The sequence below is a fragment of the Paenibacillus sp. LT-B23 genome (assembly GCF_059417685.1).
The window spans coordinates 223425-242696 of the sequence record NZ_JBSQBM010000004.1 but is presented as its reverse complement, the minus strand read 5'-3'; the positions used below and the strand labels follow the sequence as shown (position 1 = coordinate 242696).

At 42.0% G+C, this 19272-nt stretch carries 29 protein-coding genes and 1 tRNA gene; 13 read left to right on the top strand and 17 right to left on the bottom strand.

From position 1 onward, the window contains the following. Positions 1-62: 62 nt before the first annotated feature. The 5 genes from ACWXW9_RS07965 to ACWXW9_RS07945 all read right to left on the bottom strand — a co-directional run bounded on the left by ACWXW9_RS07965 (position 63) and on the right by ACWXW9_RS07945 (position 3127). On the bottom strand, positions 63-1427 hold the full coding sequence (locus ACWXW9_RS07965; RefSeq protein ID WP_494928990.1) for a radical SAM protein: 1365 nt from the start codon (positions 1425-1427) through the stop codon (positions 63-65). A 91-nt stretch (positions 1428-1518) separates the two neighbouring features. Then, positions 1519-1650 carry a hypothetical protein gene (locus ACWXW9_RS07960; RefSeq protein ID WP_494928951.1) on the bottom strand — a complete coding sequence of 44 codons (132 nt, stop codon included), beginning with the start codon at positions 1648-1650 and terminating at the stop codon, positions 1519-1521. A gap of 231 nt (positions 1651-1881) precedes the next feature. Continuing rightward, the gene (locus tag ACWXW9_RS07955; RefSeq protein WP_494928950.1) at positions 1882-2343 is read right to left on the bottom strand and encodes an AbrB/MazE/SpoVT family DNA-binding domain-containing protein; all 462 of its coding nucleotides are present in this window, start codon (positions 2341-2343) and stop codon (positions 1882-1884) included. A 73-nt stretch (positions 2344-2416) separates the two neighbouring features. After that, entirely contained in the window at positions 2417-2560 is a 144-nt protein-coding gene (locus ACWXW9_RS07950) for a cyclic lactone autoinducer peptide (RefSeq protein ID WP_494928949.1), read from the bottom strand. A gap of 6 nt (positions 2561-2566) precedes the next feature. Next, positions 2567-3127, bottom strand: coding sequence for an accessory gene regulator B family protein (locus ACWXW9_RS07945; RefSeq protein ID WP_494928948.1), 561 nt, complete (start codon positions 3125-3127; stop codon positions 2567-2569). 256 nt (positions 3128-3383) lie between these two features. Between ACWXW9_RS07945 and ACWXW9_RS07940 the strand changes: the two genes are divergently transcribed. The 4 genes from ACWXW9_RS07940 to ACWXW9_RS07925 all read left to right on the top strand — a co-directional run bounded on the left by ACWXW9_RS07940 (position 3384) and on the right by ACWXW9_RS07925 (position 6324). Beyond that, entirely contained in the window at positions 3384-4133 is a 750-nt protein-coding gene (locus ACWXW9_RS07940; RefSeq protein WP_494928947.1) for a LytR/AlgR family response regulator transcription factor, read from the top strand. Between the two features lie 5 nt (positions 4134-4138). After that, positions 4139-5461, top strand: coding sequence for a sensor histidine kinase (locus tag ACWXW9_RS07935; RefSeq protein ID WP_494928946.1), 1323 nt, complete (start codon positions 4139-4141; stop codon positions 5459-5461). Positions 5462-5659: 198 nt separating this feature from the next. Beyond that, positions 5660-6043 (top strand): sigma-70 family RNA polymerase sigma factor, encoded by a 384-nt coding sequence (locus tag ACWXW9_RS07930; protein ID WP_494928945.1) that lies wholly within the window; start codon positions 5660-5662, stop codon positions 6041-6043. A gap of 80 nt (positions 6044-6123) precedes the next feature. Further along, positions 6124-6324 (top strand): helix-turn-helix domain-containing protein, encoded by a 201-nt coding sequence (locus tag ACWXW9_RS07925; RefSeq protein ID WP_494928944.1) that lies wholly within the window; start codon positions 6124-6126, stop codon positions 6322-6324. A gap of 302 nt (positions 6325-6626) precedes the next feature. On the opposite strand, the gene ACWXW9_RS07920 is transcribed toward ACWXW9_RS07925, so the two are convergent. After that, positions 6627-6881 carry a hypothetical protein gene (locus ACWXW9_RS07920; RefSeq protein ID WP_494928943.1) on the bottom strand — a complete coding sequence of 85 codons (255 nt, stop codon included), beginning with the start codon at positions 6879-6881 and terminating at the stop codon, positions 6627-6629. Between the two features lie 116 nt (positions 6882-6997). Between ACWXW9_RS07920 and ACWXW9_RS07915 the strand changes: the two genes are divergently transcribed. Both ACWXW9_RS07915 and ACWXW9_RS07910 read left to right on the top strand, forming a co-directional pair. Next, on the top strand, positions 6998-7312 hold the full coding sequence (locus ACWXW9_RS07915) for a helix-turn-helix domain-containing protein (RefSeq protein WP_494928942.1): 315 nt from the start codon (positions 6998-7000) through the stop codon (positions 7310-7312). Between the two features lie 112 nt (positions 7313-7424). Then, complete coding sequence (locus ACWXW9_RS07910; RefSeq protein ID WP_494928941.1) at positions 7425-8636, top strand: tyrosine-type recombinase/integrase; 1212 nt, start codon at positions 7425-7427, stop codon at positions 8634-8636. A gap of 167 nt (positions 8637-8803) precedes the next feature. Here ACWXW9_RS07910 and ACWXW9_RS07905 read toward each other — a convergent pair. Then, a tRNA-Leu gene (locus ACWXW9_RS07905) sits at positions 8804-8889 on the bottom strand. Between the two features lie 246 nt (positions 8890-9135). Here ACWXW9_RS07905 and ACWXW9_RS07900 point away from each other — a divergent pair. Together ACWXW9_RS07900 and ACWXW9_RS07895 are read left to right on the top strand one after the other, a co-directional pair. Then, on the top strand, positions 9136-9294 hold the full coding sequence (locus ACWXW9_RS07900; protein WP_013371953.1) for a hypothetical protein: 159 nt from the start codon (positions 9136-9138) through the stop codon (positions 9292-9294). A gap of 123 nt (positions 9295-9417) precedes the next feature. Further along, a complete protein-coding gene (locus tag ACWXW9_RS07895) occupies positions 9418-9609 on the top strand; it encodes a hypothetical protein (RefSeq protein WP_494928940.1) in 192 nt (63 codons plus the stop codon). A 77-nt stretch (positions 9610-9686) separates the two neighbouring features. On the opposite strand, the gene ACWXW9_RS07890 is transcribed toward ACWXW9_RS07895, so the two are convergent. From ACWXW9_RS07890 to ACWXW9_RS07880, 3 genes are all read right to left on the bottom strand, one after another. Then, complete coding sequence (locus ACWXW9_RS07890; RefSeq protein ID WP_162833923.1) at positions 9687-9839, bottom strand: hypothetical protein; 153 nt, start codon at positions 9837-9839, stop codon at positions 9687-9689. A gap of 98 nt (positions 9840-9937) precedes the next feature. Continuing rightward, the gene (locus ACWXW9_RS07885) at positions 9938-10264 is read right to left on the bottom strand and encodes a YnfA family protein (RefSeq protein WP_494928989.1); all 327 of its coding nucleotides are present in this window, start codon (positions 10262-10264) and stop codon (positions 9938-9940) included. Positions 10265-10319: 55 nt separating this feature from the next. Further along, a complete protein-coding gene (locus tag ACWXW9_RS07880) occupies positions 10320-10502 on the bottom strand; it encodes a hypothetical protein (protein WP_494928939.1) in 183 nt (60 codons plus the stop codon). Between the two features lie 352 nt (positions 10503-10854). Here ACWXW9_RS07880 and ACWXW9_RS07875 point away from each other — a divergent pair, with 352 nt between their 5' ends. Both ACWXW9_RS07875 and ACWXW9_RS07870 read left to right on the top strand, forming a co-directional pair. Then, entirely contained in the window at positions 10855-11133 is a 279-nt protein-coding gene (locus ACWXW9_RS07875; protein ID WP_494928938.1) for a hypothetical protein, read from the top strand. A 32-nt stretch (positions 11134-11165) separates the two neighbouring features. Next, positions 11166-12197, top strand: a complete 1032-nt coding sequence (locus ACWXW9_RS07870; protein ID WP_494928937.1) for a glycosyl hydrolase — start codon at positions 11166-11168, stop codon at positions 12195-12197. A 73-nt stretch (positions 12198-12270) separates the two neighbouring features. Here the strand turns inward: ACWXW9_RS07870 and ACWXW9_RS07865 are convergent, their stop codons facing one another. From ACWXW9_RS07865 to ACWXW9_RS07840, 6 genes are all read right to left on the bottom strand, one after another. Then, entirely contained in the window at positions 12271-12486 is a 216-nt protein-coding gene (locus ACWXW9_RS07865) for a hypothetical protein (protein WP_025685324.1), read from the bottom strand. A gap of 158 nt (positions 12487-12644) precedes the next feature. Beyond that, positions 12645-13748, bottom strand: coding sequence for a glycerol dehydrogenase (locus tag ACWXW9_RS07860; protein WP_134913526.1), 1104 nt, complete (start codon positions 13746-13748; stop codon positions 12645-12647). 133 nt (positions 13749-13881) lie between these two features. Further along, the gene (locus ACWXW9_RS07855) at positions 13882-14430 is read right to left on the bottom strand and encodes a GNAT family N-acetyltransferase (protein ID WP_494928936.1); all 549 of its coding nucleotides are present in this window, start codon (positions 14428-14430) and stop codon (positions 13882-13884) included. 232 nt (positions 14431-14662) lie between these two features. Next, positions 14663-15649 (bottom strand): ketoacyl-ACP synthase III, encoded by a 987-nt coding sequence (locus tag ACWXW9_RS07850; protein WP_494928935.1) that lies wholly within the window; start codon positions 15647-15649, stop codon positions 14663-14665. Positions 15650-15702: 53 nt separating this feature from the next. Next, on the bottom strand, positions 15703-16053 hold the full coding sequence (locus ACWXW9_RS07845) for a hypothetical protein (protein WP_494928934.1): 351 nt from the start codon (positions 16051-16053) through the stop codon (positions 15703-15705). A gap of 190 nt (positions 16054-16243) precedes the next feature. Beyond that, positions 16244-16897: a cell wall hydrolase gene (locus ACWXW9_RS07840; protein WP_494928933.1), complete on the bottom strand. Its 654-nt coding sequence runs from the start codon at positions 16895-16897 to the stop codon at positions 16244-16246. Positions 16898-17478: 581 nt separating this feature from the next. Here ACWXW9_RS07840 and ACWXW9_RS07835 point away from each other — a divergent pair. Both ACWXW9_RS07835 and ACWXW9_RS07830 read left to right on the top strand, forming a co-directional pair. After that, on the top strand, positions 17479-18150 hold the full coding sequence (locus ACWXW9_RS07835) for a cupin domain-containing protein (protein ID WP_494928932.1): 672 nt from the start codon (positions 17479-17481) through the stop codon (positions 18148-18150). 106 nt (positions 18151-18256) lie between these two features. Continuing rightward, positions 18257-18493, top strand: a complete 237-nt coding sequence (locus ACWXW9_RS07830; protein ID WP_494928931.1) for a hypothetical protein — start codon at positions 18257-18259, stop codon at positions 18491-18493. Positions 18494-18692: 199 nt separating this feature from the next. On the opposite strand, the gene ACWXW9_RS07825 is transcribed toward ACWXW9_RS07830, so the two are convergent. Then, positions 18693-18815, bottom strand: coding sequence for a hypothetical protein (locus ACWXW9_RS07825; RefSeq protein WP_014282395.1), 123 nt, complete (start codon positions 18813-18815; stop codon positions 18693-18695). Positions 18816-18984: 169 nt separating this feature from the next. On the opposite strand from ACWXW9_RS07825, the gene ACWXW9_RS07820 reads away from it, so the two are divergent. Beyond that, entirely contained in the window at positions 18985-19254 is a 270-nt protein-coding gene (locus ACWXW9_RS07820) for a YuzF family protein (protein ID WP_014282396.1), read from the top strand. The last annotated feature ends 18 nt before the right edge of the window (positions 19255-19272 follow it).

The following is a 19272-nucleotide window of genomic DNA, read 5'->3' as shown; positions in this document are numbered from 1 at the left end:
GTTCTTCTTCTTTTTGCTTGTTCTGATCCCCATAACAAATAAACCCTTTCCACAAAAACGCATTAATGAGTCGTTTGCATTGTGCGAGTATACTCCTGAAATTCATTTCCTTCTATCCAGTCACATAATTTTTCTCCATGAGAATTTGCATCCAATCCTCGTAATGCGCATCCTTTGCAATACTCTTTTTGCTCACAATTGGAACCGCATAAGTCACTTTTAACTGGAGATACCATCCGAAACAAACGATAAGCTAGTGGCGAATCGAAAATCTCATTATAATTTTGTGTAAACAAATTACCCATATCCATGACCCCTGAAGATAACATAACACAAGGTCTGACATAACCAGCAGGATCTATGACTACTGATTTCCACCCCATTCCGCAGCTAGGAACTTTCAAATTTTTTCTAACTTCATCTTCAGTTAAAACTGTAAGAAAGTCAGAATATTGATCTGCTAATTTCTTTTCATTGTCCATTATAAGCTTAAGTTTTTCTTGATCATGTTTAACATTCAATGATTCACCACGACCGAAATGGTCAATATGTGCGTAGCCAAACAGAGAAGCCCCTAAACTCTTAGCTAGAAGTAAAGTTTCCTCAATATCCCAGATGTTTTTGTAGTACACTGACATCGCTGCTCGCACAAAAAATCCTGCTTCACTAATAGCCCGGATACCATTACATGTTTTCTCAAATGAACCTTTGACACCCCTTAATCCTTCATGGACTTTGGCAGTAGAACCATCCAATGAAACATTAAAGGCTACCTTTTTTTTGTACGGCTGAAGCATAGTAAGCAAACGGTTCGTAATTTTGGTGCCATTCGTCAATAATGCCACAAGATCAAACATCTCCAAGGCAAGCTCGACAATCTCGTAGAAGTTAGGATGGATTGATATTTCTCCCCCTGTTAGTTCGACAGATATAACTCCATTTTCTTTCAGAAGAGAAAAAATATATTTTACTTGGTCTAATGACATCATTTGGTCGCCATCAGGACCGGCATCACGGTAACAGTGGGCACATCTTAAATTACATTTAGTCAGTAACTCAACCATGACATGTACCGGTGTTGCATATTTTGGATTGCCTGTTACATTTATTATGCGGAAATCCGGCTCATCTAAAAGTACAGCTCCTCCATTTTCTACTAATTGTCCGATCATCTGTTCCGTTGCTGCACCATGAATAAAGGGATTTTCCACGTGATATTTGCGTCCTAAATTAGTTAGAATTTCATTTCCTGTAAATATACCATTACTGAAGGATATAATTTCGGCTGCAGTCTTGTTTAAGGTTAGAACTGATTCTTCGATATTCGATAATGAAGCGGTACGATTATCTCTTATGTGTAACATGCTTTTTCCTTCTGGATTTATGTGTAAGTGGGATTTATCAGTCAAAGCAACATATTTGGACATTAACACAATTATTCCCCGCTCTCTTTTTTGAGGATAAATAGTACGGGGACCTAATAAAAGGTCCCCTTTGATTCACAAACTAAAATTCCAACTAATTCCAAACATTAAAAACATTCACAGTGACGGTTAACTCAGCATCAACCGTTGGTGTAATAACACAGGCTGCACAAGCGCTACAGGTTGGGCAAGTCGTTTTTTCTGGTACCATTTCTGGTGTTTCCATGTGTTTTTACCTCCATATATTGTTTTATATTACAAATATATTTTATTACTGTAAATATTGTATTTCTGTTATATTCGTCACAGTCATTCTTTTTTTTGCTACATAAAAGGACTAATTAAGAACCATCCAGACTAAGGGTTAAAACGGCTAGGTAATTACGACAATATTCATCTCCATAGAACTTACGATAAACCCATTGACCTGTGCACCGTACGAGTGGTTCCCCCGTATCTACGCCTTCAAATAGGTTTTTTCTTTTAGTTGCTTCATGAGTTGGCTGACACGACCTTGTGAGAGTCCTAATAAGCCAGCAAGCTCTTTCTGAGAAGCTTCGGGATTACTTCTTAGTGCTGTTAGTAAAGCCTTGGATGTATCCTTTCTTCTCCGATGTACAGTGCGTGGTGGGTCTTCAGTAGTAATCGCTACTTCAGATAATTCCCCTGCCCCTTCACATAAATCATTTAGGCGAGAATTACACAAAAAATGATTTTTAAAGTACAATACATTCTCTGACGCTCCGCAAAATAAACACGTTCTTCCTTCATATCTTCGTAGCACAATTTTCCCCACTGAATCCTCAACAAAAATCTCCAATGGCTGGCCTTCTTCAATCCTCATTGTTCGTCTCAGTTCTTTGGGAAGTACAATACGTCCTAATTCATCGACCTGGCGCACAATCCCGGTGCTTTTCATGACCTCCCTCCTTCAAAATACGCACTGTTATTTTATATGAATCCCAATTTGTCGTAATCATAGATTTAAGTCATCAATTGAGTTTGCGAAGCTTTTTTACTTCCTCCGGCATCTCTGGGTCATGAGCAATCCACCAGCAAGTTATATTCGCTCCAAGTACAGCAAATAATCCTGCCATCATACTTATTGCCTTCCATGGTAGCTTTGAGATCTTCATTATTTTTTACTCCTTATTGATGAGGATAGATAGTTGTGAAACCATAAAGCCTAGCATACTTGCCAAGATTGCAGTGCTTACGATTTCCAAAATAAACATGACTACAATGACTATCGAGTAAAAAGCGTTTATCTTTTTACTTACTTTGTGTAAGCTCAAGCGCTCCGATCTTTTTGCTGCAGCCTTCTTTTCCGTGACGATGGAATACATAAAAAGACATATTGTTACCATAGAACACACAGCGCTCGACAATAACAAGTTATCTGACAAAAAATCAATCATTAAAACATTCAGCACAAAAACTACTACAGAAATAAAGTAGCATTGTTTAAAGCTCTTGGCATGATACCCCCCTCCATAACTTCTCATTATGATAACGGTTCCCATCCAAGCTGCTGATTCAATTACTCGGTCTAACGCGATGGAGACCATCAGAATCGTTACAACAATTATTGAAATTTCCAACATTACTTGTAACCCATAACGAATAATAGGTATGTCTTTTTCCTCAAGAACTCCCTGACGAATAGTTGCTAATGTGATTCGTTTCACAATTTGTTCAATCATTTATTGTATCCCCCACTCTAAATATAGCAAATATAAATGGAAGATAGTTGTAATGTATGCCAAAAACATAACAGCCTATGTGAACAACATCTTTGGTAAGATATTTGTAAGATATCCGTGGCGTGTCTATTCAGAATCGTTATAATTCTACAATGTTTTATTGACGTTGTTTGTCGTATTGCCGAAGTAACTGGCGAAAAATAAAATTACAGATGTATAATTGGATTATATTACTAATCATAGGAGGTGATCAATTTTGTTCAAAATAGCGATTTGCGATGACGAGATATACATTCACAAATTGGTAGAACAGTTTCTTCAACAAATTTCTGCAAGCACATCTTTTGTCTTTGATGTTCATTGTTTTTTCTCCGGTGAAGAACTACTTCTGCATTACAAAGAACATGGACTCTATGCATTCCACATTCTCATTTTGGATGTAGAAATGGGCGGTATGACAGGAATCGATGCAGCTTGCAAGATTCGCTCTCTACCAGATCGAGATGTGCAGATTGTATTTTTGACCAGTTACACGGAGTATATGATGGATAGTTTCGAGGTTCAGGCGTTTCAATATTTACTCAAACCGGTTTCTTTTATACTTTTTGAGGAAAAGATCGTAAAACTATGCCGATATATTCTTTCGTCTACTCATAAATTTTTCGTTATTAAAATAGAAGAGAATCAGTTGTTATTACGGAGTACAGATATTATTGCTATCGTCAAGGTAAAGCACTCTTTAGCCCAAAATAGGCTTAAAGTAATTGATAAACAGCAAACGTATACGATTATCGGCACATTATCGGAGTATTCCAATAAAATGGAATATCCTTTTGTGCTCATTCATCGATCGATCATAGTTAATATGGAGCATATTCGCAAATTTTCTGCCACTTCAGTGCTAATGTCGAACGAACAAACGTATCCTGTTGGGCGTTCCCACTTCAAACGTCTAAGAGAGATTTATGCCCATTTCGTCATTGCACAATTCAAGGAAGGAGGATAAGAAAATTGCACTATGGATTATTCATCGGTACTACAATCCTGCAATTGATTTTGTTAAATCGTTATTTTTCTGTTTTATATCGCGCTTTGGTTAAGAATAACCATGGTATTGTTTTTATTCATTATCTTTTGTCCGGAGTGATTTTGTATATATCATCAACCTCTTTCTTCCCTACTATTGTTACAGGTGTTTTATCTATCATTAGCACGTTTCTTATAGCACTTCTTTATCAAGGTCGCTTTGAAAGCAAATTGATTTATAGCATGTTATACCTAATTCTAGGATTTATAGCTGAGTCTCTTTCCTACTACTTCATTACAGTATTTCATCAGGAGTATTCTACTGACCAGCTATCTAGTACTGCTCAACGTCTATTTATTTTGCTCTGCTGCACTTTCATTATGCTTCTTTTTATTAGGATCATTCAGTTTATTAAAAAGGGGCACGATTACAAAATTAGCAAAGTTTATTATCTGATTATGATATCCATTATCCTAATCAGTTTGTTTATTCTAAACGTCTTGTTTTTCAACTTAAAAAAGAACATCATTTATATCCTGTCTATCCTTAGCATTTTGGAAATGAATTTTTTGATCGTTTTTATGTTTGACAAACTAATCGAAAACTTTAGATTGGTTAATGAAAAGTTGGAATTGCAAAAGCAGGTGACGTATCAGGACAATAGTTATGAAAAAACAGCACAATCTTTTAAAAACATAAAACGAATCATTCATGATACGAAAAAACAATTGGTGTTTATCCGCGCTTGTATTCTAGAACAGCGCGGTGACGAGGCAATCGTTCATATCAATCAAACCCTGGACCACATAAATGCCGCCTACTTACAGGTTACAACTGGAAACCTCGTGATCGATGCATTGGTCAGTCACGCACTGAATGACGCTTTGGATAAAGAGATACATTTTAAACACGACATTCACATCGTTGCTGCTGATATTCGTCTGGACCGTTACGATTTATGTGTGGTTCTCGGCAATGTGTTGGATAATGCGATTGAAGCCGCTCATCTTGTTCCGAGGAAGGAAGATAAATTTATCCATTTACATATATTCACCGATGCCCATACGCTATTTATTCATGTGATTAATTCGCAGCAAAAAATTGCTACGGACTCAGCGCAACGTACTTTAAAAGATAACTTTGATTATCACGGCCTCGGATTAATTAATGTTCAGCAAATCGCTGAAAAATACGGAGGCTATCTTTATACTAATGCTTCTAACAAACAATTTGAAACCTTTGTTATGCTTCCCTATGGAGAACATGAAGAACAATGTGAGGAAATAGATAGGATAACTTCTGCTTAAAAATCTAACATATCGTTCATAACATCCCCCTTTGGTTGAAATGCAGGACATGCGTCCGGCTCTTTCAGCATGAAGTAAGGATGTTTTTTTATGCCCTTTTCTTGTAGTAAGTAAATTAGACAAAATGTGTCAATATTTTGTCTCAAGTTGTATCTCTAACAATCGCTTCCCATTTCAGTATGAGAGGAGATGTTTAAAATGAGCCATGAAAAAGAATTATTCACTAGCATTGAGAAGGTTGTCAGTCGCTACATCCATTCTTGTTTGTTTCACACCAGTCGGGATTTTTTCAGAAAAGTCGACCGAGATTATCATTTTACCAAACCGTTAGACGAGAACATAGACGACATACACCTCATGATCAATCTCATGGTTTCTCCAGTTGCCCAAGTGGAAGCTCAAGAATTCTTGCTTTCAGCTATACGTGAGTTGAATCCAATGGAAAAAAGGCTACTCTATCAGAAATTTTATGAAGAGAAGTCGGATATGGAAATTGCTAAAAATCTAGGACTAACCCAACAAGCCGTAAGCAAGGCTAAGCGACTTTTGTTGGACAAGCTTAAAAGCCAATTGGAGATGTAAATTCAGACCACTCCCCCCTATACGGAGTCCGCCCCCTTTCCCACTGAGAAACATAGTTTCAGGGAAAGGAGGAGAAGTGCATGCGGGAAGTAATGGAACTTATTGAGTTGGCCCAAGTTGGAGACCATCAAGCGGAAGAAGAGTTATTGTGCCGTTATGAGCGATTAATTCACAAATATGCTTGGCACAACGGTAAATACAGCGAAGATTGCAAACAACAATTAGTCATTGCCTTTATTCTAGCTATCCGCCGATTTGATTTAGATCGTTATCGTAATTAATCACTAGACAATTATGCTCAAAAATTAATACAGAATAATAGGTTAGCAAACGATTACACGAAAAATGGTTTCTTATTTTTGAATAACAAATGACCGAGTAATCACTACCCAGGGAATATGCTGCCCCATTCCCATCTTTATAGGTTCAGGGTAGTGGCATGGTTGGATTTTATTACAAATTCATGAAAACTTATTAGAATTCAAGATCTTTGGTTGTTTTTTAATCCTTCATTCCCATTTAAGTATAGAGGATAATTTTTCGATTCCTCTCGGATGATCTTTCCTCTTCTATTGACGACATATTAGGCAGGTACATCTTTCTTTGATAACTTCATATGTCCTGTTTCAAGTACATTCCTTTTGCCTCTGTTAACTAGCAGAAGCGACAAAGCGGAAGCGCCACGATGGCCTGTGCCTATGGCTCTCTTAAGACGAGCCAAGACAACTCCAAAGGTCTGAGCGACAAATCTTCTGGCTGAAATCAACCCGTGGTAGGTTGAATCGCCATAATCTGCAAAAGGGATCATGATACTTCTGCCCGGCCAGCGTAACTGCATCGGGGGCAGCCTGCTCGGATGAGGGGGAACTTCGTGAAAGATCGGAGTTATGATGTCGCGTAACCAACGGCAGCTTGAACCAGGTTTCTTTATTTTGCTCCACTGGAGATGAGAACATGGGGAATCTATGCTACTATGCACACAGCCCGCCACTATCTAGTTACATACCTTTGCAGAAAGAAGTGTTTCCCAAGATGCAGAACAATGCTCTTTCTTCTCTTCCACAACAAGATCTATGCACCCTCATGTATCAAGATTATCCGGACGTAGTCAACATCACTCAACTATGTGACATGCTGGGCGGCATTAGTACCAAGACTGCCTACAAAATTCTGCAAGCCAATCGCATTCAACATTTCAGAATTGGTAGAGCCTACAAAATCCCCAAAGTCCAGATCATCACCTACCTTCAATCCATTATGAATTCATAACATAGTTTTTTACTTTCATGCTTTAATGCGTTGAACTATCAATTTTACTATGATATACTTGAAAGTGTCAATGGTAGGAGTTCTGGGCTGCTTATTCAAGGAGGGAATTAAATTGGTAGCAGGCCACCTACAGGAAAAGAAAGGTCTTTTTTATATCGTCTTGAATTGTAAAGATGAAGAAGGTAAGAGAAAGCCGAAGTGGATTCCAACTGGCCTTACGGTAAAAGGAAACAAAAAAAGGGCCGAAGCGATGTTGTTAGAGGCAAGGCTTAATTTCATGCTTCCCTCAAATGATGTTGAGGAAGAAACAGTAATTGAAGAAGTTATTGAAGAGGAACCCACTCCAGATTTAGTTGAGGATGGCCCTTTGTTTGCTGAATTTATGCTTAAGTGGCTGGAAATGATGAAACACCGTGTTGAATTTATAACTTACGCTTCCTACCACAACATTGTAGCCAATCATATTGTACCGTACTTTGAAGAAAAGGGACTTCTTCTCAAACAATTACTACCGAGTCACATTCAGGATTATTATCAGTATGAGCTCAATGAAAATGGCGTGACAACCAATACAGTCATCCACTATCACGCCAATATTCGCACAGCATTGCAGTACGCGCTCAAAACGGATCTAATCGACACCAATCCAGCAGATAAGGTTGAACGGCCCAAGAAGAATGAATTTGTCGGCAGCTTTTACAACAATCAGGAGATTAATTTACTTTTTGAAAAAGTAAAGGGCGAATTCATTGAGCTGGCAATTATTCTCGCTGCCTTTTATGGATTACGAAGAAGTGAAGTTGTCGGACTCAAGTGGACGGCCATCAATTTTGAAAATAAAACAATCAGTATTCGGCATACTGTAGTTCCGGTTTATTTTGAAGGAAAAGAATATGTCATTGAAAAAGACCGGACGAAAAATAAATCCAGCCGTCGTACGTTGCCTTTAGTTCCAGCCTTTGCAGAGCTGTTGTTGCGGATTCGAGAAGTACAGAAATTAAATAAGGCCTTATGTGGAAACTCTTACTGCACCGATTATGAGGAGTACATCTATCTGGACAAGTTAGGACAGCGGGTAAAACCAGGCTATATTACTCAGAACTTCACCAGAACGTTAAAGAAACACGGACTGCGTCGAATCCGTTACCACGATCTGCGTCATAGTTGTGCCAGTCTCTTGCTTGCAAATGGAATCAGCATGAAAGAAATCCAGGAATGGTTAGGACACAGTAATTATTCCACAACAGCCAACACCTATTCTCATTTGGAATACAGCTCCAAGGTATCTTCAGCGCAAACCATGAGCGAGGTTCTGACATTTTAAATAAAAAAATCGCATAGCTCTCATTACTTCATAGAGCCATGCGATCTTCCCTTCGTTCTCGCCTCCGGAAAAAGGAGAGAACTGGAGGAGAGAACTCAGTAAAAAGTTCTCTCCCAAGCTGGTTTTAAAACAAGGTTTTTTCGGAAAAAACCCTTATAAATCAAGGATGCCGAGGACCGGGATCGAACCGGTACGGTAGTCACCTACCGCAGGATTTTAAGTCCTGTGCGTCTGCCAATTCCGCCACCCCGGCATAAATTTAGGAACGCTATTTTCATACTTACTTGACTTATAAGTAACGGAGAAACATCCAGCTTATGTACAAAATGGTTCTCGTTATGAAATACCGTTTTAATGGGCACCAACATATAATACGACAATTTCATCAAGTTGTAAAGTATTTTTTTCTAAAATAATAAAATTTCTTTTCTGCATAACTTGGGCGCATTTGAATTACACTAATAAACGTCTTTCCAAACTACCAGAAGGGGTGTTACGAATGCGTGAAGGTATGATTCCAACTGTTCTTGGAACGGTAGTATCGGCTTCAGGCGCTGTGTTGCTGAGCAGTAAGTACAAGCTTGCGGCTACAGGCATTCTCGGTTTCGGACTGGCTCATGTTGTTCTGGGAGCGATTGATCTGATTGAGCATCGCTAGTCGTTTGGGAAGTGCCGGGCGGGAGCTATTTCCTCCCCGGCTTTATTATTATAGCCGCTTTAGCCGCCTTAAGCGTAACGTTTATATAAAATGTTTCCACCATAAAGGAGCGTGTGATGTATTATGAAAGAACATATTAGGGAAGACAAGGGTGGTGCTGTCGATCAGGTCGAACATGAACAGTCGTCAGATCAGCGCGAGCCAGGTTTTAATCGTATCCCTGACCTCGATGCCGATACTCCTGCTGCTACAGATATGATTGAAGAAGCTGTGGGCCGTGGCCTAAACAAGTTGCGTAACGATTTTACAGATTAAAGCATGGGTCATAAGGCATGGGTTACTCAAACAACAACATTGAACCAAGCCACCTTATAAACGGTGATTTCTAGTGATCACTTGAAAATAAGCATAAACCAGCCAATAATCGAAACCCAAAGCACAATACTAATCAGGATTCCCCACACGATGCCCACTGAGAAATTCCCTTCACTCTTCGGTACAGCATGGCCAAATTTCAATCTAAGCTTCATTTGATTCCAGTTCATAGAACCCCCTCCTTAAGTTCTATTTCGGAATATGAAGCTCATTTATGTAGATCAATAGTCATGTTTTCCAAAAAAATAAAAAAGGGCTTTTTGTCCTATCATCCAGTCCGGGGAAAAAGCATTACTGCTATTCCGACCAAACAAATCAATCCACCCACGATATCGTACAAATCAGGTGTCTTTTTATCAATCCACCATCCCCATGCAATGGAAAGGACAATAAAGACACCTCCGTATGCTGCATACACACGCCCAAAAGAGGAGAAAACCTGAAAAGTTGCAATGACTCCGTAGACAGCCAAAATCACCCCGCCGCAAAGTCCGACATACCATGTCTTCCCTTCACGCAGCCACTGCCAGATCAGATACCCTCCCCCAATTTCAGCTATGCCAGCCAAAATAAAAAGTAACGCTGCCTTTAACACCATCTCACATCCCTATTCTGATAATCTTATCAGCTTTATTTCTTAGGTGCCATCCTTAAAGCACTCGACCTAAAATAATAATCAACGCCATCACGCCAACCAGAATAAGCAGATTGCTGACCTGACGCCATAAACCAGAGGCTCCCTCAGAGTGAAGCTTCCGCTGGTTCACATCAAAATTCGCTTTGGCTCCTTCAGCATCTACAGGGCTAGAAAACGGTCGATTATCTTCATTCATGTAAATGACCTCCTTATCAATACCACCTTAATGATACCAAACTTTTCCGCTGATTTCGCGTTGATTTTATACTCATGCTTACTGTATATTTCCCACTGCACCTGCATATTTATGAAATGTACAACTATGTGTCAATATTTCACTGAATATAGAGTATGATGGTGAATCAAGGCAGAGTAGGTATTTTGACACCTTTTATTGCAGGACGGTAGTTATGGTATAATTTAGTCAACTTAATCACGATCGTATCGAGAGTACAACTACTTGTCCATCTGTATAGAATTCACATCCATGAATCCGCATCCGGGTTACAACCTGCATAATCTGATTGTAATTTAGGAGGAGGATACCGATGTCCCCAATCTTTCTAGCTACTTTAATGTTAATGGGCTTGTTTTTACTCCAGGCAGCCATTGTTCTGGGCATCATACACTGGATTTCCAAACGTAGCCGCCGTCCAGCGCAAACCAAAATGGTTCTTATCATGGGTTTGCTTGCGTCGATTTTCGGCTTCCTTCTGGCAAAAGACTGGATGTATTCACAGGGACCGAACTGGTTGATCTACTTCTGTTTGCTAATAATCCTCATTAGCGCATGTATCCAACTGAGAAAACGCAAAGAAAAAATGTAATTTCATCATGTTGTCATCAAAGGAGGAGCGCCATGAAATCTCACTCAATACGCTTTTGGTTGCAAAGGGTGCTACTGCTACTACTTGTTTTACTATTCAGTGTCTCTCAACAATCGTTCATTATAGCTGATGCCGCTCCGCCTGCTAATCCCCAGGCCTCTGCCAAAGCCAGGCAACTACTCACCTACCTTTCCAATGTGCCGGAGGGTACGCTAATTTCCGGGCAGCATGATTATTTGGAAGCACCGGATGAACAAAACAACAAGTTACAACAAATCAGCGGACAATATGCAGGACTCCATGGCTATGAGTTTGGAGGATTAGCCAATCAGTCCCACGCAGCCTTACAAGAGCAACGTCAGCGTGTTGTGGACAGTGCTATTCAGTGGAGCCAGTCCGGCGGAATTGTAGCTATTACCTTTCATCAAGCGTTACCAGGTAAACCCAAAACGTGGAAAAACGTGCAAACCAAGCTTAGTCAGGCTGAATTTAATCACTACATCACGCCGGGTACCCCGCAATATCGACAGCTGATTGCAGATATTGATGAGGTCGCACTTTCCCTCAAAACGTTGCGGGACGCAGATGTGCCTGTTCTGTGGAGACCCTATCATGAAATGAACGGCAACTGGTTCTGGTGGGGAAACAAACAAAATTACGCCCAGCTCTGGAATGTGATGTATGACCGATTCGTTAATGTTCACCATCTGAATAATCTGTTATGGGTATGGAGTCCGAATGCACCGAACGCATACAGCACACCGTACAGTCGAACTTTTCCGGGTATAAACAGAGTGGATATTCTTGCAGCTGATATTTACAACAATGATTACAAAGCCTCATATTACACCGGGCTGCTCAAGCTTGCACAAGGCAAGCCAATCGGAATTGGGGAAAGTAATATTTTGCCGAACGCCAATGTGTTAAAAAATCAACCCGCCTGGGCCTATGCCATGACATGGGGAAAGGAGCTATCCGCAACCAATTCTCAATCAACGATCAGAACATTTATGAATCAAAATAATATTATCACACGGGACCTTCTCAACGAGGCCCTGCGCTGAAATAACAAAAAAGCTTCAACTTCGCTCTATGAGTGAAATTGAAGCTTTTTTAGGTCTAACCAAGCCAAGCGCTTTAACTATTTCTAATCACTTCTTCCAGATCAATATCGGCGTACGCCTCTTCACCGAGATGCACAGATACAATGGTATAGATCCGCTTGGTCAGTCTCGACATCAGTCGATCTCCCGGCGCTACAGAGTATTCTTCCCGATAATCACCAATTTTGTGAAAACCGCTGGACATATGGATGTACAAGCTGCCTCTTCGTGTTTTACCATGTACCAACATCAAATCTCCTCCTGCTGTAACCATTCCTAATTACATCTGTTACATGTATATCGGTCAGAATAAGATATGATATAAGTCCGCGCTGAAACCAAACGGGCCTGCCCGTAATAGGACAGACCCGTTTGGTAAAAGATATTTTCGTTCTTAAGAGAAAAAAACTATCCCTGATAGGATTCTGCAATCGCATTCGCCGCAATGATGGCGTTGTACACGTCAGCAGGACTGACCGGAAACGGCATATTGACCATCGTATCATTCGATGCACAGGCAGCTTCCGCCACTTGACGCCATTCAGCCTCGACAAATTCCTCAACACCCAGATCACGAAGCGTCAAAGGAAGACCTACGTCCTTAACCAGTTTGATGACAGTATCCAGTTCTTCTTTCGGCGCATTTTCCAGTACAAGCTGAGTTAGCAAGCCGAATGTGACCTTCTCGCCATGCTGTGCTTTATGCAGTGAAGGTACAGCCGTCATACCATTATGAATCGCATGCGCTGCTGCCAACCCACCTGATTCCGCACCAACACCACTCAGATAAATTGTCGCTTCAATGGTATCCTCCACCGCGCGAGTATACACTTTACGATCCACCGCAAGCTTGGCCTTCACGGCATTTTCCAGCAACGTATCATAACAGAGACGGGCCAGTCCCAGCCCTGTGGTGGAAGGCTTGTTCAGTACCAGGTTGTCCCCGTTGGACTGATAACAAGCCCGCGCTTCAAAATAAGTAGCCAGCGCATCGCCGATCCCGGCTGCAAAGAAACGTGCAGGCGCCGCTGCCAAAATGCCCGTATCCGCCAGTACAACGTCGGGATTGGTTGGTAGGAACAAATATTCATCAAAGGAGCCGTCTTTCTTGTAGATAACTGCGAGGGCAGTACAAGGGGCATCCGTAGAAGCAATCGTCGGGAAAATAACGACAGGCAGCTTCTCATAATAAGCCGTTGCCTTAGCAGTATCCAGCGTTTTACCGCCGCCGATCCCTATAATGATGTTAGCGCCATGCTTGCGCACCAATTCCCGGTTACGCTCAATTTCTTCTTTAGTACATTCATATTGGAATTTCTCGAAAATAGCCTGATTGCCAGCCGCTTCAATAGAAGCGCCAGCCTCCTTTTGCGCCTTTTCGAGTATAAACTCATCACAAATAATAAAGGCTTTATCGCCATAATCCTTAATGTAGTCATTTAACGACGAGAGCAGATTCTGGCCAGAAATAAATTTCTTGGGTGAAGTAACGGACCTTACAACGTTTGTCATGTAAATTCCTCCTCAGCTTTGACTCGTACCGAAAACACGATGTATTTCAGTACGTGACAACTTAACTATAAACCTCTTTTGACTCTGTTAAAAGACTGTTTATGGAATATTTTATGAACAAATTGTGTATCCATCAAGCTTTAGCGCTTTCATTCCACTCGGAATATAATATCCCCATCATAATACGGTCGTAGCTGTTACCATCACGAAGAACAGCGGAACGAACCCTGCCCTCATGCAGGAAACCCGCCTTTTCATAGGTCCGAATGGCCTGTTTATTATACTCAATAACATCCAGACCTACCCGATTCAAATTTAATTCGTAAAAGGCATAACGAAGAATGAGGCGCACCGCTTCGGCCCCGTAGCCCTTCCCACGATAGTCTGTATTGCCTATGCCAACCGCCAACTGACCGATCCGATTATTCCACTCAATCCCGTGAATGGCAACAAATCCAATCAAGACATCATCTGCCAACGTTCTCAACCGGAAATAGACCTCGTTTGAACTGGGCGAGCCTTCCGATTCCATTTGCTTCAGCGTATAAGGGAGTGCCAAATCCGTATCCACATTTCGCAGATACTCCGCATCCTCTCCCCATTTGAACATCGTTTCCGCATCTTCTTCCCTGACAGCGGCCAGTTTAATCCGATCCCCGTAAAATAAATTTTCGATTTTCATGACCCTTCATCTCCTGTTTTGTGTTGTCCCATTCTATACTCCAGTGATCATGCTATTAAACGTCCGCAATACAAGCCCTCCTCAGGATTTCAATGTATAAACTCTACAAAACAATCGGACAAAACACAAACAAATAACCTTAAACTCTCTCTTCGAAAAATAATCTTTCATTACATTTGAATTGGCATCATGCGCAAAAAGACCCTGCGGCCGCAAGGTCTTTTCATATTCCTTAATATTTAAACAGCATAGCAACCAGCTGATATCCAGCTCCAATCGTCCAGAACAGCACATAATCACCGCGCCGGATGCGACCGGATTCAATGCCTTCATACAAGGCAATGAACGGGCTACTGGTGCCCGTATAACCGTAACGATCACCCACATAGATCATTTGGGCGTCCTCCAGCTCCAAATGATCCTGTATTTTCAGCACATTCGCCAGTGAAAACTGCGACAGGCAATAAGCCCGTACATCCTGAGGTGCCAGTCCGTTCTTCTTCAAAATTCGCTCAAGCAGATCAAATGTGGGGGACAAGGCCATGTTGGCGTCGAACGGAAGCCATTGAATATATTTTCCGGGGGCATCTGCTCGGAGTGTTGCCGCTAATCCCTGAGCCGGGTACAAAATTTTATCTATATTGACCGGGTCCGTAAAATACATAGAATCAATAAAGCCAGTATCCTCTTCCGTACGCTCCAAAATAACTGCACAAGCGGCATCCCCATAGTTCGCATAAGTAATTTCATCCTCGGGACCAGAAACAAGTGAATTATAGTCTGAACCGATGATAAGTGCTGTACGCACATCAGGATTAGACAGCATAGAGCTGCTGGCTTGATCGACTGCCACCGTCATGCCTGCACAGTTCGCGTTAGAATCCATGACAACCACGTCATGTCTGGCCTCGATGGCTTGATGAACAAACAGGGCATTCATAGGGAACAACGACTCCGGGACTTGGGTGGAAAACACGATCATATCTACATCACGGCCTGTCATTTGAGCTTGATCCAGCGCTTTCTTAGCAGCTGCGATCCCCATCGTCAAACCGTTCTCATGCGGGCTATCAATAATGTAACGCTTTTTCCTGCCCATATGCTCCATGAACCGACGAATATCTTTGCCCTGTTCATCAAAATGACGGATATAATATTCGTTGTCCACCGAATGGGACGGATAATACACACCCAATGCCTTAATTTTAATATGACTCATCAGCAGGTTCCCCCTTACACATTCATCTCGCTGCTTGTCACCGCTTCAGAACATTACTGTACGACGATATCTACGTTGTTTAATCCCGCTTCACGTGCTACACGACCGAGCTGCATTTTAATAATCGTTTGTTGAAGGCTGATCCCAAAAATCACTTTGCCAAATCCGGTTTCTTTATACCGTACAAAAGAACCTTTCAGTTTTTCTACTTCTCCCGGGCCCAGCAGTGCCATTTGGGTACAGTCTACTTTGAGCGTAAAGCTGGATGCCTGAATGGAGGAAGTCTTGGATACATATTCCTTGACAAAGCTATCATATTCAGCCGGGCTGAACACGCCATTCACCGCCATATGTACCGTTTTAATGGTTTGATCCACTTCGATGCTGTAAGGATTTTGACTCATTTCAGTAAGACTCCTTTGATTTCATATTTTTGTCTATTAAGATTATCGGAAAAATATGTAGAAATCTTAATATACAATCAATAAATCGGCCCTAATATATTACAAATTTGTGTATATGCAAAAAAAGCCGCCACTCCTCCTGACTACAGGAAGCAACTGGCGGCTGACAAGTTACGTGTTCTTATGCTGATTAATTTGTAAACGTGTGGCGGCCAAGAGAAATGACAGCCGGGCGACTCTTGCTCCACTTGGCTGTGGCAATGGCCGGATTGTAATAAAACAGGGACCCGTTTGTCGGATCAACACCATTAAGAGCCTGTCTTGCCGCACGATACGCGGTCTTGTTCGGTTTCAGGCGGTATTGACCATCCTGTACAGCGGTGAACTGGCCTGGCTGCAAAATAACGTCCGGAATTGAGCTCGGAAATTCATTGGACTGCACACGGTTTAATACGACCGCGCCCACGGCTACCTGCCCTTGAAAAGATTCCCCGCGTGCCTCGGCATAAATAATCCGGGCAAGCTGCTCCAGGGCGGTTAAACGCACCTTCCCGAAGGAATCCAGCTTGGCTTGCGTTGCTGCTCCGGCTACACCGTCGGGTGTAAGCCCATAGTCCCGTTGGAAACGGGCAACCGCTTTACTGGTCAGAGAGCCGTAATATCCGGTAAAACCGGCTTTGAAATAGCCGAGCGAATGAAGCTGCTGTTGAAGCTTCAGCACCTGCTCACTCTGAGCCCCTTTCGTCAGCACTGACGATTGCGCTTGTACTTGTCCTGGCGTAACCGACAACACAGCGCCCAGCATACATGCGCAGGACAGGACCAACATAGATAATTTTTTCATATTCCAGACAACCTCCTCTTTCTTGTTCTGTCCGGTACAACCATTCCGGCCTGTACAACTCAGGGGCGTTTATCCGATGATGTTTCTTCTGCTATAGCTTATGCCTAGCTGCGGAAATGACGCGTTGCTACATACGGAATCGGACAAAGATGCTCTCACACGTCCGTTGCAGTATACCACAAGCCGCATTTACGTATCATCCGGCTCTGGTCCTATGACTGCGCATACAAATAAACGCCAGCCGTAACGGACTGACGCGCACTAGGAGCAATTGATCATGTTTAGACACCACTTGAAAACGTGACTTTTTTCGCTATTTTTCTTCTTTAGCTCCACTGGGAAAGGACTCTGTCGTCTTCTTATTCAAATTTCGTTTCTCTGCTTGTATAAATTTCTCTATTTGCTTGTATCCTCCTGTACTTGGATTCTGGTTCCTTTTACTCAACTGTCCAAAAACCATCCTTTTATTGTAATAGATTTCCTGTAAGTTGGAAACCATCCCTTGCACATAATATTGGGCTAATGCATAGGGTAGCTGTACGATCATCAAATTTTGAATAGCAGAAAGGCAGGAACGACGCGTGGATTCATATATGGATTACACCTCTCCCTCCGCTCAATTTACTTATGATTTAAAAGACAATGTTTTGTTTCAAAAGGATGCTCAAAACTCTATCAATGAGCTTTCGGTCCAGCAATTGAATACATTAGTAAATACATCGCTGCTGGATATTCGCCTGAGCACCGCCAACGTCATAGAGCCTCACTACCACCAAAATGCCACAGAGCTGGTATACTGCATCTCTGGGGCGGTGACCGTGTCACTGATTAACCCGTTCACACGCGAGTTACGGCATTTTCCGATCACGCCTGGTCAAGTGGTTAATGTTCCCCAGGGATGGTGGCACTACGAGGTCGCCACAATGGATGATACTCATTTGTTAGCGATTTTTAATGCCCCCATCCCCGAATTCATTCTCGGCTCCGATATTTTGCGGTTAACGCCAGGCAACATTCTGGCTCATACCTACTGCCTGAATGAGAATAAGATTCAGGAAGCACTCGCTCCTATCAAAAAACCTGTGATCATCGGTCCACCCAATGACTGCAAGCACCAGCAGACCAAAAAGCCGGGAATACACGTGAGACTTGCCGATACTCCCCCTCACCAGCAGGCTACCCCGGAAAGGACCTATGCCCCTACAGACGCATATCCCGGCTTCGCCTTTAACCCTTATCACGAATGGGCCTAACCCGATAAGATCATAAATCGGTGGGAATGCCTTCTCCCTGTATATTAGCCGTTACCGTTACATCATTCCTCTCATAAAATGCGAATGTACAAGAGGGGGTGATTGAATGGACGCTTATTACAACTGCTTGGGCTGTATGAACAGAAGGGTACGTATTTTGACAAGGGACGGGCAACAGCACGAAGGCACCATCGTGAAGGTGGACCAAAATAATGTGTATTTAAAAACAGAATCAAACGGGCGTGTTCAAACATCTGCTTTCTATCCTGGTTATGGATATGGATATGGTAATCAAATCTTAACCTTGAGCCTGTTCACCCTGTTGGCAATTGCTTTAATTTAAGTCCACTGCACCGTCAATCCCTGTCTACCAAACTAGGACACCTCTGATGACAGCTGCAACCCCTGACACTCATTCGTCAGGAGTTGGCAGCTGCTATTTGGGGTGTTTTACTATACAAGCAAGTCACTTGAATCCCTTAAAACACTTAAATCCCCCACCAGTTATGCACCGGTGAGGGATTTAATACACTCATTTCAATTTAGATCCATAACGACTTGGTGATGATGACCAGCAGAATGAACAGTACCAGGATAGCCCCTGTCGATGTCCAACCTCCGTAGCCTCCAACTTGACCGCCACAACCTCTTTCGCATTCACCCATGGATAGTTCCTCCTTCATTTCAAGGTACATCATAGCTTATGTATAGAGGTTTCCTATGGACCGGGCTTATCGGCAATGAAATGATTCTCTCCGTCGACTAGGCATCCGCCTACACCCTTTCTGGGCAGGAGCATAAGATATCACAATTAATCCTGAAGGAGTGAAGCAATTGAATCCGAATCAAGCGCTCAATTACAGTACGAATCAACCTTTTCCCCATCACCACCATACCCCGCATCATATCATGGTAAGCCCTGTAGACCCGTATGTGGTAGAAACATTAAAATCGGTCATTGGCAAATATGTTGTACTGGAGACCACACGCGGCAGAATTGACGGATGTGTAGTGGACTGTAAACCTGATCATGTCATTTTGGATGTATACGGAAAGAAATTCTTTGTCCGGATCTGCGAAATCGTATGGATCATGCCCAGCTAGACGATTAGACGCCAAAAA